Below are 12,151 nucleotides of genomic sequence, written 5' to 3' on the forward strand. Positions count from 1 at the left end.
CCACCAAATGCTCAGTAGGCGTTTTCGTCGCGTCGTAAGACCGTGTTCCAGACGGTGCGGATGATGATCTTGATGTCCAGCCACGCCGACCAGTTCTCGACGTACCACAGGTCATACTGCGTCCGCTCTTCGATAGAGGTATCGCCGCGCAGGCCATTGACCTGCGCCCAACCTGTCATGCCGGCCTTTTCGCGATGTCGTTCCATATAGCGCGGAATGCTCTGGCTAAACTGGCGGACGTAGACCGGGCGTTCCGGGCGCGGCCCGACGAGGCTCATATCGCCCACCAGCACGTTGATCAACTGCGGAATCTCATCCCAGCTCGTCTTGCGCATGAACTGACCAAGGCGCGTCACGCGGGGGTCGTTTTGCACCGTCCAGCCCGGCCCGGCTTTTTCGGCATCATTGCGCATACTGCGAAACTTGATCATTGGGAACGGGCGTTCGTCCATGCCCATACGTTCCTGCGTGTAGAACACCGGCCCCGGCGACTCCCAACGAATGAGGATGGCCGTCAACAGCATGAACGGCGAGAGGAAGATCAACCCGAACAAGGAGACGACCACATCCATTGCCCGCTTGAGGCTCATCTTCCAGCCGCGCAGGGCAATGTCGCGCACCGTGATGAGCGGCGTCCCGCCGAGGTCATCCACGCTGATGTCGCGCGTCATATACGAGAACAAGTCCGGGTAGAGCTTGATATCGACCTGACCGCGGCGGCACATGGCGATCAGATCGCTCATCTCGTCGCGCGCCGCATCCGGCACGGCGATGATGATTTGCTCGACGCCATACGTATCAATCAAATAGGGTAAATCGCGCGCGTCGCCGAGCACCGGCACGCCAAACGCATTCTCTTTGTTCTTGGCGCGCAGCGGCACCACGCCGACAATGTTATAGCCGAGGTCGGGACGGCTCTGGATCGTGCGGGCGATGTCCTTGGCGATCTTGCCCATGCCGACGATCAGCAGGTTGGCGCGTTCAGTGCCGGATTTGCGCAGGCGGATGCGGAGCGACTGGTGAAATTCGCGCCCGATGATCACGAGAATCATGCTCAACACCCACACGTAGAACAACATGCTGCGCGGGTATTCGACGAGATCGTAGATCAGGCTGCGGAAGAGTAAATCCTGAATGCCATTGACCAGCAACGCACCCACCGTAATCGTCCCGATGATTTCGCGGCCTTGATCAATGCGGCTGACCGCACGCCCCTGATGATACAGGCGCGAGGTATAAAACAGCACCATAATGACGCCGATATGCAGAACCATCGTCAATACGTACTGGAGGAATTCGGGGGGGTTGGCCGGAATACGGAACAGCGGCAGGGTCATGCGCGCGAGGTAGCCGAAGACGAACGCTGTGCCCAGCATCAGCGCGTCCAGCAGCACCAGCACTATATCGAGTACCCGCTTCACCCGCTGCGACCGCCGAACCTGCGGCGCAGGATATTCTAGGGTGTGTACGCGGGATGGCGCATCTCCGTCCATAGTCCCCGCCCGCCCTTCACGAGCAGTCCCAGCATGATCAGACTGTGCAGCCACAGCGGCGTCGTCGCCCGGTAATGCTTCCGGTAAAAGATCAGCATCGCGCGCCAGAATTCGAACTGCGCTTTCCGGCTCTGGCGGCTCGCCGCCCGCTTGACGTGCTTGACCGCGACTTGCGGGTGATACACGATTTTCCAACCGGCGCTTTTGATGCGGAACGCCCAATCGATATCCTCTCCGTACATGAAGAATACTTCGTCCAGCAGCCCGACCGCGTCGAGGGCTTCCCGGCGGACTTGCATGTACGCCCCCACCACTGAATCGACTTCGGTTTCAAGGTCGGGACTCAGGTAGGTCATATTATAGCGTGCGAATCGCGGACTGTTGGGGAACAGCTTGCCGAGGCCGCTGAAGTGGTAGAGCGACACCATCGGCGTTGGGAAGGCGCGGCGGCAGGCTTTGTCGAGCGTACCATCCGGCAGCACCAGCTTCACGCCCGCCGCGCCGACCTCGGTTCGGCTGTCCATCCACGCGACCATATGCGCGAACACGTCCGGCGGCACTTCGGTATCCGGGTTGAGCAGGAGCGCATACCGCGGCGCGTCCGGCGCGGTCTGTCCCTTGCCCTTGAAACCGAGCGCGCGCAGCCCGACGTTATTGCCAGCAGAATAGCCATCGTTCTCCGTGCGCGCGATCAAGGTGGCCTGCGGGAAGTGTTGGCGCACCATGTCCGCACTACCATCCGTCGAGCAGTTATCGACCACCACTACCTGATAGGTGAGGTCGCCCTGACTCGCATAGACGGTTTCCAAGCAGGTACGCAGCAGGTCGCGCGTATTCCAATTGAGGATGACGATTCCCAAATCGAGCATACTGTGTGCTGTCTCCTCTTGCAGACGAGCGAATTCTAACACGTTTTACCGGGTCGTCACTGGACGCTTACCCACCGCTGCAGGCTGCAGGTACGCGGTAGACGATGATTTGCGGATCATGCCAGTAGGTCGCCGTATGCATAAACAGATCGCGCCCCAGCGTAAGCGGTCGCTCGATCCGCGCAAGTTCGACGAACTGGGTCTCCAGGAGCGCCCGCTGACCCCGAACCAACTCCAGATCGGTCGCACTGACCAGGTCTTCCGAGCGCTCCACATCGTTGAACCACGCATCCGAGAAGATGACGTAATCCGCCTGACACAGCGTTTCCAGCGTCGGGAAGTCGCCCGCGTAGTTTTGCGTCACGCTGTAGCGCGTGCGGTCAAGCGGTACGTTATACGATCCATCAAGGTGAATGCGCGCGCCCGCCGGGATGTGCTGCGTGATCCACGCCGTCATCAGCAGGCGCGTATGGGTCGCCGCGAACCGCGGTACCACAGACAGTGTAAACAGCAGCGGCGTGGTGATCAGCAGCACCGGGATCAGGACGCGCACCCGGCGCAGCGCCGGAATTCGCGCCAGTGCCGCCGCGCCCACGCCAATCAATACGGCGAACGCCGGGATCACCGGCACCTGTAGTTGATCGCTGTAGCTGGGACGCACCGTGCGCAGCACGACGAGGCTGTACGGGAGGATATACGCGAGCAGCAGGCCGAGCAGCAAACGCGACTCCCGGCGCGGCTCACGCCCCAATACCCCGACGCCGATCAGCGCAGCGAGGAACCCCGGTATGCCCAATGCCACTGTGATCAGGTAGCGATATTCATACAGCAGACCGTAGGGCGTAAAACCCATCGCCCCCTGCCCGGTCACCGCGTACCCCGAGTAGATATAGCGGAAATCGGCGATGAACTTGCTGAAATCGCGCAGAATCTGCGGCGAACCGATCAGGAAGGCGAGCGGGACGCCGAACCATGCCAGCAGCACCGGGAGCGGCTTGACCTGCTTGCGCCAGATCAGCACACTGCCGAGCGCGAACGGGACGAGCGCCACCGCTGCCGCGTTGTAACGATTGGTCGCCGCGAAGCCGGCGGCGAGACAGGCCAGCATGAACAACCGCCAGCGGCGCTGGCGCACGAATGCGAAACTCGCCCACAGGCACAGCGCGACAAAGCCCGCCGCTAGACTGCTGGTGGTGGCATAATGGGCGTGCTGCACCATCGGCAGCGCCACTGCGACCAGCAGCCCCGCGCTGAGCGCCGCGAAGCGTCCAGCGACCACCCGCGCCGCCGCGTAGGTCGCCGCCACCGCCAGCAGCCCGCCGAGAACTGAGTACCAGCGACCGATTACATACAACGAGAAGGGTGCAATCTGGCGCTGACCGATCTCTTTGATCGCTTCCCAGACGAGATCACTCCCCGTATCGGTGACGATGTAGGTGAGCAGATTCAGGTTGATCAGAAAGGTCGGGTTCTCGAAAAAATCCGGGTTCAGACGATGTTTCGCCCGCATATGCAGCGGCGTCGTCACATAGAGAAATTCATCGGGATGAATCGGCGCTTCGATCGGCAGCAAGTTTTGTGCCGCATCCGCCGGGAAATACGCCATATCTGGCGCGCCCGCGCTGATGCCAATGATCCGCAGCGCCGCCGCAAACAGCAGCAGCACGGTCACCGCGCCGATTTCGACCGTTCGGTAAGCTGGATTCCAGGTAGTCAGCCACATTGATTTTCACTCCGCCGTTGGCAGCGTCTTGAGCGGCGTACCGTTGATCGCCGCGCGCAGGGCGTCACGATCATCCCACAGATACTCGGTTTTGCCGAACGCCATGCTCTGCTCGTGCCCTTTGCCGCACGCGATGACCACATCACCCGCCGCGGCGCGCTGACACGCTTCAAAGAGCGCCTGCCCGCGGTCGCGCACGCGGCTGAAGGTTTGCCCTTCCACGCCACCCGCCGCCGTCGCCGCATCGGCCATCGTCTGCAAGATCTCGTCCAGCGCCTCGGTGCGCGGATCTTCCGCCGTGAATACGCTGAAATCCGCCAAACGGGTCGCGATCTCCGGCATCATGCGGCGCTTGTCGCGGTCGCGCAGCCCGGCACACCCGAATACGCAGATCACGCGCCCGGTGGTCAGCGTGCGCGCGGCACTGAGCGCCTTATCAAGCGCGTTCGGCGTATGCGCGAAATCGACCAGCGCGATATAGTCCTGCCCGCTGTCGATACGTTCCAGTCGTCCGGGAATACCCGTCACTTGCAGCAGCCCACGCTGAATCACCTCGATTTGCAGGTTGAGCGCCCGTGTCACCGCGATCGCCGCCAGCGCGTTGTAGACGTTGAAGCGCCCGACGAGCGGCAGATGAAACAACGCTGACCGCTTATCCCAGTGCACCACGAACTGTGTGTAACCGGGATGATGGACGATATCTGTCCCGCGCACATCGGCGACAGCTTCCATGCCATACAGCACCACCCCATCCGCGCCAGCAGCCTCACCCCCGTCGAGCAGGCTCGCCTCCTCGCCCTTGAGAGAGGGGGTTGGGGGGTGAGGTCGAGACACCGCTTCAAAATACCCGGCGTTCGCATCATCCGCATTGATGACGCTGATTTTCGGCTGCTCGGGCTTGCGATAGCTCGTGCCGAGCATGGCGAACATCCGCCCTTTGGCAGCACGGTAATTTTCAAACGTCTTATGGTAATCCATGTGTTCGTGGGTGAGGTTGGTCAGCACCGCCGCGTCGATGTCGACACCGTTGAGCCGCCCCTGCGCCAGCCCGTGACTGGTCATCTCCAGCACGGCGTAGCGCATCCCCTGCACGACCATATGCGCCAGAAACGCCTGAATTTGCGGCGCGCTCGGCGTGGTGACGTGAAAGCCCGTATCGACCGATTGGCTGCCAATTTCGGCGGCTATCGTGCTGACTAAACCCGCCTTGCCATCACTGGCGATCTGCAAAATGCGGTGAATCAGGGTGCTGGTGGTCGTCTTGCCGTCCGTCCCGGTCACGCCGATCACGATCAGCTTGCGCGACGGGTAGTCGTGGTACGCCGCCGCGAGGTAGCCGGTCGCCTGCTGCGCATCCTCGACTTGCACATACGGCACGGCGAAGGCGGGCAGATCGGCGCGTGGACGCTCCCCGATGATCGCCGCTGCCCCCTTCTCGATGGCGCGCGGGATGAAGTCATGCCCATCGACCGACAGGCCGATCCGCGCGACGAACACGCCGCCCGGCGCAAGTTCAGCATCTGCCTCGACCACCGGCGCGGCGATCACCGTGTCGGCGTCGCCAGTGAGGGTATAGGTTTGGGGTAAATCCTGTAGTAAAGCTTTGAGTGTTGTTGACTAATCCTACATTTGAGGGGCACCCGCCCCTGCTATTCGTTCCGTCGTCTCCCCTCCCTGAATTCGGGGAGGGGTCGGGGGTGGGGTCGATTATAAACAAAAACGCGCCGGATTGTCGCCCGGCGCGATTTGTCTTGTCTTGCTCAAGCCGCTGCGCTTAGCGCAGGCGACCCGCGAGATTGTTGAGGTTCGAGCGGACGCTGCCATCCACCACGCGCTGGTCGGTACGGAGCACCAGACCGCCGAGGATGCCCGGATCGACGCTGTAGGTGACGTTCGTCGCGCCGATCTGGTTCTGGACCTGCTGCTTTTCCGCGTCGCTCAACGGGAGGGCGCTCACCACTTCCACGCTCTGGCCGGCCAGCGCACGAGCGTCCGCCGGGACCTTCGCGAAGAAGTCGTTGATCAGCGCCTGCTGCCGCTTGTCGTCGAGGCTGTCGCCGATCAAACGCTGCGCCAGCGCCACGGAGATCGCCGCCACCTGCGTGCGCACATCCGCCAACTGACGATCACGTTCTTCGGTCGCACGGGCACGCGCATCGGTGCGGATGGTTTCCGCTTCGCTGCGGGCGGTCGATTCGACGCCGCGAGCGACTTCTTCGCCACGGGCGCGGGCTTCTTCAACCACGCGGGCGGCATCAGCGCGGGCGGCGGCGAGAATCTTCTCGGCTTCCGCTTCGGCATTGCGGCGTTCATTGGCCGCCTTCGCCGCGTCTTCCAAACCCTTCTGGATCTTGATGGCGCGGTTGTCCAGCATGTTCATCAGCGGGTTCCACAGGAAGGTGCCCAGCAGGAAGAACAGCAGACCGAAGTTCAGGATTTGCGCCAGCAGGAAGCCGACGTTGATGCCGAGCGGCGTCAACGGGTTGGTGGAGGCTTCCGCCGGAGCGGCTTCACCTTCGGTGACCGCGGCTTCGCTGTGATCACCAGCCGCTTCCGCAGCGGGTTCCGGCGTCGCTTCTTGCGCGTAGGCGACAACCGTGAGCGCCATGCTGAGAGCAAGGGCGAGCACCATCATCAACCGGAGCAATGTTGACCGTTTCATCGTGTACGCTCCTGTCTGCATTAAAGCACGAACAGGATGATCAGCGCGACCACCAGCGCATAAATCGAAATCGCTTCAGCGAACACGATACCGAGAATCATGTTCGTCTGAATCTGACCGGCGGCATCCGGGTTGCGACCGATACCCTGCATAGCGCCCTGCACCAGCAAACCGATACCAATGCCGGGACCAAAAGCGCCAACCATCGCCAGACCAGCGCCAATTGCCTTCAAACCAACGTCGAGACCTTCCATTTGTTACCCTCTCCTAGATGTGAGTGTTTTAAGCGTGTTGATCGGAATGTTCTTCATGATGTTCTTCGTCGCCGTGATGACCTTCCATCGCCTGCGACACGAACACGAGCGTGAGTACTGCAAACACCAGCGCCTGGATCGTCGTGATGATGATTTCGAGGCCGTAGAAGACCATCGGTACAATCGCCGCGACCAGGAACGACATAACGATCAGCAAGATACCGCCGGCGAACATATTGCCGAATAGACGGAAGGCCAGCGAAATGATCTTACCGATTTCCGAGATGATTTCGATCAACCCGACGCCGAAGTCAATGACCCCGAGCGGTTTCTTGCCCGCGTTACCGAGCGCGCGCAGGTTGACGAACTTCTGGAAGTAGTTCAAACCTTGCGCCTTCACCCCGAAGAACTGGATTGCGAAGACCGAAATCAACGCCAGACCAATCGTCAGGTTCAGGTCAGTCGAAGCCCCGCGATAGAACGGAGTCACGATGAAGATGTACGGGAATGCGCCTTCGCGCAGTTGATCCGCGCTCAGGGCCAGGGTCGCTTCGTGGTACACCGACTCAGTGACTTCCAACCGCAGCGTGTTGACTTCCGCGTCAATCGTCGCGGCGTCCACGCCTTCTTCTTCCAACGTGGCGCGCAGTTCCGCTTCTTCGTCGAACAAGCGATCCGCGGCTTCCGTCAACGCGGCCTGTTCGGGCGCATGGACATCACCGTGATGGAAGAAGCTCTTGCAGGCTTCGTACGACTCATGGGTCGCCGTTTCACCCGCGTACAGCGGACGATCAACATACAACTGGAACGCACCACCCGCGCGCACTGCCGGATAACCGCTCAGGCCTTCTTCGGCGCAGTGCATCACACCGACGCTTTCAATGCCGGGGAGCAGCTTCATCCAGTTCGTCGCGAGCAGGAACACAAAAATCGTGGCGACTAACGGGAAGACCCAACGAGCGCGCGCGCCCGCCATGCCCTTCGAGAAGTCGTAAATGAATCCACCGAGCAATTCCACCCACGACTGGAACCGGCTCGGCACTTCACGCTTCCAGCCATGCGACGAACGCCACGCGAAGAACGCAAACAGGAGCACGAAAATGCTCGCGGTTACCGTCGCGGTCAGCGTGTTCGTCCACCGGAAGCTTTCAGCGGGAAGCGTCGGATCATAGGGTTCACCCGGCACCATGATCACCGGGATCGCCACCGCTGTATTCAGCGAAGGCAGCACCCCGAAGGTGATCGCGGCACACGCGACCAAAAATAGGATCAGCCCTAAACACCCAATTGCCCCGCGTTGGGTCGCATTCATGCTGGCTCTCCTCTGCTGCGATACCTAACTATTTCCCTCAAAGATCGTCCTCCTCTGCGTGCGATTCAGATGATTTCCGTAAATTGTTCGTCTGAGTGGGAACGATTTGCTTCACCGCACTCAGCGCGAGACGCACCATAATGAACAGGCTGAACGGGATGCTCAACAGCAGCAGCCCAATCGTAAATGGCCCTTTCAGCCCAAACACTGCATCCAGCGCCAATCCGCCAAACAATGCGATCATAATGATCATCAATGTCCAGCACCCGGACTGCCCCGCGACCACGGCATACGCCATATTCTTTGCGCGCGATGGCGGCTGGTTGCTCATATTGCTCCTAGATTAGCATTCGCGCATTCTATCACAAACACATTGCAAAGATCAAAATCTTGTTCATTTTTGCTGAGACAAGGACTGAGGACTGAGGCGTAAGGACTGAGATACTAATCATCTACTCAGCCCTCGGGTCTCAGCCCTCAGTCCTCACATGTGGTTTACGCGAACAAACCCGCCGCGCCGCGCACCGCCCAGTCGAAGATCGGGCTGACCAGCACCGTGCCGAGCAGAATGACCGCGATCACCGTGATGGCGAGCACCCACACATACGGGCGCGACACCGGGATCGGCTTATCTTCGTCTTCGCTGCGATCCACGTACATGATCTTGACGACCACGAGGTAGTAGTACAGCGCGACGATGGCATTCAGCACGCCGATGATCGCCAGACCGACGAGGTTGGCTTCGACCGCCGCCTGAAACAGGAAGAACTTACCGACGAAACCCGCCGCCGGGGGCACGCCGCCGAGCGAGAGCAGCGCGACCGTCATGGCCAGCGCCAGCATCGGGTTGCGGCGGCTCAGACCCGCCAGATCGCTGATTTTCTCGCTGCCCGTGGCTTCGCTGAACAGCACAATCACGGCGAAGGCCAGCAGGTTGGTGAACGTGTACATGAACATGTAAAAGGTGATCGCGGCGATGCTCGTGTCGGTGTGTGCTTGCAGCGCGGCCACGCCCATGAGCGTGTAGCCCGCCTGTGCAATCGACGAGTACGCCAGCAGGCGCTTGATGTTCTTCTGGCCGAGCGCGACGAGGTTGCCGAGCGTCATTGAAATGATCGCCAGCACCGACGCCAGATTCACCCAGAAGCTCTGGATTTCCTGCCCGTTGATGACGAGCGTCGACGGGAAGACCGCCAGCAGGAAGCGCACCAGCAGCGCGAAGGAGGCCGCTTTGCTCGCCACGCTCAGGAACGCGGTGACGGGGGTCGGCGCGCCTTCGTAGACGTCCGGCGTCCAGAAGTGGAACGGCGCGGCGCTGATCTTGAAGCCGAAGCCGACGATGATCAGCGTGAGCGCGGCCAGCACCGGCACCGCATTCAGGCTGAAGGCGTCGCTGCCGAGATACGTCGCGATCCCCGTGAGGCTCGTCTGCCCGGTGAAGCCATAGAGCAGGCTCAGACCGTAGAGCAGCAGCCCCGACGCGAACGAGCCGAACAGGAAGTACTTCATACCGCTTTCGGACGAGCGCCCGTCTTCGCGCTTGAAAGCCGCGAGGATGTACAGCGGAATGGTCGTGGTTTCCAGCGCGAGGAAGACCATGATCAGGTCTGCCGCGCCTGCCATCAGGGTCGCGCCCAACGTGGAGACGATCAGGATGAGGTAGAACTCGCCCTTGCGCCCGATGCCCTTCACGTCAATCGACATGAGCGCGGTCAGGCCGCCGGCGACCAGCACCATCACCTTGAAGATTTGCGCCAGCGAGTCGTGGCGCACCATGCCGCCCCAGTACAGCCCTTCCTGCACGCCGAAGGCGAACCCGCTGGAGGCATCCGGCGCGGTCGCAGTCGGGAACCAGAACAGCAGGTAGAGCAGGGCCGTCGCCAGCAAGCCGACGCCGGTGACGAGCGCCAGATTGCGGCGCTTGCTTTCCGGCAGCGACAGGTCGAGCGCCAGCACGACGATTGCCATGATGGTTAAGCCGATTTCCGGCGCAATGACCGGAAGGCTTTGCCAAACGTTGAAGTCCATATTACGCCCCGCCCCCTAAGATCGCCAGAACCGGACGCAAGCCGACTTCCAGCATCGGTGCCATGATCGACGGCAGCATACCCAGCAAAACCAGCGGCGTGCCAAGGAACAGCAGCACGAAGCGTTCGCGCGGGGTGATGTCGTCCACATCCGGGTATTTCTCCCGGTCAAACTCGCCGAAGAACACCTGACTCGTCACGCGCAGCACATACGCGGCCGTGATCACGATACCCAGTGAGGCGATGATCACCATCACTGAATAGTAATTCGACAGCGAGAACGCGCCGATATTCAGCGTGATGTCTTCCGAAGCGCGCCACATCCCCGCGAAAATCGGGAATTCGGCGATGAAACCGCTCAACCCGGGCATACCCATGCTCGTCAAACCGCCGATGATGAAGGCGATCCCGACCCACGGCATCACTTTGATGAACCCGCCGAGGCTGGGAATATCACGGGTGTGCGCGCGGTCATAGACCATCCCGACGCAACCGAAGAAGAGCGCCGTCATCGCGCCGTGCGAGAACATCTGCAAGCCCGCGCCCGCCATGCCCGTCAGGTTCATGGTGGCGAAACCCATGCTCACCAGCCCCATATGGCTGACCGACGAGAAGCCGATGACATACTTGAAGTCGCGCTGGCGGAAGGCGATGAACGCCCCGTACACCACGTTGATCAGCGTCAGGAACACAATCCACGGCAGATGCACCGCCGCGCCTTCGGGCAGGATCTGCACGCCCATGCGCAGCGCCGCGTACGCGCCGAGTTTCATCAGCACGCCCGCGTGAATCATCGAGACGGCGGTCGGCGCGGCCACGTGACCATCCGGACTCCAGTTGTGGAACGGGAACACACCGGCCAGCACCGCGAAGCCCATGAAGATGAACGGGAACCAGACTTTCGCGAACGTCAGGGCGTCGCTGCCCGCGTAGCCCGCCACGTCAAACGCGCCGTTTTCCGCGGCCAGCATGACCGACGTCAGATTGAAGTTGAAGGTCGGCGTATCGGCGCGCAGAATGTTGGCCGCCTTGGCCGCTTCAAACACGCCCGCGCCCGCATTCTGATAGAAGTCGGAAGCGACGTACAGCATCGCGATCACGCCAACCAGCGCGATCACCGAGCCGATCAGGATGTAGAGTGTGAGCTTCATCGCCGCGTATTCGCGGAGCTGTACCCACCCCCACGTTGCGATCAGCAAGTACATCGGGAAGATGGCGAGTTCGTAGAAGAAGAACAGCATGAAGATATCTTGCGCGAGGAACACGCCGTACACGCCCGCGACCAGCAGCATGAAGAAGGACATGAATTCGCGCGTGCGGTCTTCAATGCGCCACGATACGAGCACGCCCGCCACCGCGACCATGCCCGTCAGCAAGACCATCGGGACGCTCAGGCCGTCCACGCCGACGTGATAGGCGATACCCAACTGCGGCAGCCACGGCACGTATTCTTCAAAGACCATGCCATCCTTGTACATCTGCGTCGCAGTCAGCGACCCACTGCTCGTCGTCCCCGTCGCCTGCGCCAGTTCGGGCGTGTACGCTTCGAGGTTGAACGCCGCCAGTTCCGCGCCGCGTCCCGCCATCGTGAGCACATTAGCTTGCTGCTGCGCAATCTGATCCACCCGCGCGTTGTAGTTCAGGTAGACGAACAACGACAGCAGAAACACCGCCGCCGCCGCGCCGATCGCCAGACCGCGCACGAGGTCTTTCTGATCCTTCGGCAGGAACAACATCAGCACCCCGGCGATGATGGGGATGAAGATGATGAGGCTTAAAACCGGAAAAGTATTTGCATCCATGCTAGTTCA

At 61.1% G+C, this 12,151-nt stretch carries 10 protein-coding genes; all 10 read right to left on the reverse strand.

The window, feature by feature from the left end:
• Window positions 1-11: 11 nt before the first annotated feature.
• The gene (locus IPK17_RS17095) at window positions 12-1,493 is read right to left on the reverse strand and encodes an undecaprenyl-phosphate glucose phosphotransferase (RefSeq protein WP_343418902.1); all 1,482 of its coding nucleotides are present in this window, start codon (window positions 1,491-1,493) and stop codon (window positions 12-14) included.
• Window positions 1,457-2,362, reverse strand: a complete 906-nt coding sequence (locus IPK17_RS17100) for a glycosyltransferase family 2 protein (protein ID WP_343418903.1) — start codon at window positions 2,360-2,362, stop codon at window positions 1,457-1,459. Before IPK17_RS17100 ends, IPK17_RS17095 begins: the two co-directional genes overlap by 37 nt.
• Window positions 2,363-2,429: 67 nt before the next feature.
• Window positions 2,430-4,085, reverse strand: a complete 1,656-nt coding sequence (locus IPK17_RS17105; protein WP_343418904.1) for an ArnT family glycosyltransferase — start codon at window positions 4,083-4,085, stop codon at window positions 2,430-2,432.
• Between the two features lie 6 nt (window positions 4,086-4,091).
• The gene (locus tag IPK17_RS17110; RefSeq protein WP_343418905.1) at window positions 4,092-5,633 is read right to left on the reverse strand and encodes a UDP-N-acetylmuramoyl-L-alanyl-D-glutamate--2,6-diaminopimelate ligase; all 1,542 of its coding nucleotides are present in this window, start codon (window positions 5,631-5,633) and stop codon (window positions 4,092-4,094) included.
• Between the two features lie 226 nt (window positions 5,634-5,859).
• Complete coding sequence (gene atpF / locus IPK17_RS17115; protein WP_343418906.1) at window positions 5,860-6,747, reverse strand: F0F1 ATP synthase subunit B; 888 nt, start codon at window positions 6,745-6,747, stop codon at window positions 5,860-5,862.
• A 20-nt stretch (window positions 6,748-6,767) separates the two neighbouring features.
• Window positions 6,768-7,001, reverse strand: a complete 234-nt coding sequence (gene atpE, locus IPK17_RS17120) for an ATP synthase F0 subunit C (protein WP_343418907.1) — start codon at window positions 6,999-7,001, stop codon at window positions 6,768-6,770.
• Between the two features lie 28 nt (window positions 7,002-7,029).
• Complete coding sequence (locus IPK17_RS17125; RefSeq protein ID WP_343418908.1) at window positions 7,030-8,313, reverse strand: F0F1 ATP synthase subunit A; 1,284 nt, start codon at window positions 8,311-8,313, stop codon at window positions 7,030-7,032.
• Window positions 8,314-8,350: 37 nt separating this feature from the next.
• Window positions 8,351-8,644 carry a hypothetical protein gene (locus tag IPK17_RS17130; RefSeq protein ID WP_343418909.1) on the reverse strand — a complete coding sequence of 98 codons (294 nt, stop codon included), beginning with the start codon at window positions 8,642-8,644 and terminating at the stop codon, window positions 8,351-8,353.
• Window positions 8,645-8,808: 164 nt separating this feature from the next.
• On the reverse strand, window positions 8,809-10,341 hold the full coding sequence (locus IPK17_RS17135) for an NADH-quinone oxidoreductase subunit N (protein WP_343418910.1): 1,533 nt from the start codon (window positions 10,339-10,341) through the stop codon (window positions 8,809-8,811).
• Window position 10,342: 1 nt separating this feature from the next.
• Complete coding sequence (locus tag IPK17_RS17140) at window positions 10,343-12,142, reverse strand: complex I subunit 4 family protein (protein WP_343418911.1); 1,800 nt, start codon at window positions 12,140-12,142, stop codon at window positions 10,343-10,345.
• Window positions 12,143-12,151: the final 9 nt, after the last annotated feature.

This window comes from Candidatus Flexifilum breve (genome assembly GCF_016713355.1).

Excerpts from the sequence above, each read along its gene's own strand:
- IPK17_RS17095 (WP_343418902.1), bottom strand. The coding sequence starts at position 1,493 with ATGGACGGAGATGCGCCATCCCGCGTACACACCCTAGAATATCCTGCG.
- IPK17_RS17100 (WP_343418903.1), bottom strand. The coding sequence starts at position 2,362 with ATGCTCGATTTGGGAATCGTCATCCTCAATTGGAATACGCGCGACCTG.
- IPK17_RS17105 (WP_343418904.1), bottom strand. The coding sequence starts at position 4,085 with ATGTGGCTGACTACCTGGAATCCAGCTTACCGAACGGTCGAAATCGGC.
- atpF (WP_343418906.1), bottom strand. The coding sequence starts at position 6,747 with ATGAAACGGTCAACATTGCTCCGGTTGATGATGGTGCTCGCCCTTGCT.
- atpE (WP_343418907.1), bottom strand. The coding sequence starts at position 7,001 with ATGGAAGGTCTCGACGTTGGTTTGAAGGCAATTGGCGCTGGTCTGGCG.
- IPK17_RS17125 (WP_343418908.1), bottom strand. The coding sequence starts at position 8,313 with ATGAATGCGACCCAACGCGGGGCAATTGGGTGTTTAGGGCTGATCCTA.
- IPK17_RS17130 (WP_343418909.1), bottom strand. The coding sequence starts at position 8,644 with ATGAGCAACCAGCCGCCATCGCGCGCAAAGAATATGGCGTATGCCGTG.
- IPK17_RS17135 (WP_343418910.1), bottom strand. The coding sequence starts at position 10,341 with ATGGACTTCAACGTTTGGCAAAGCCTTCCGGTCATTGCGCCGGAAATC.
- IPK17_RS17140 (WP_343418911.1), bottom strand. The coding sequence starts at position 12,142 with ATGGATGCAAATACTTTTCCGGTTTTAAGCCTCATCATCTTCATCCCC.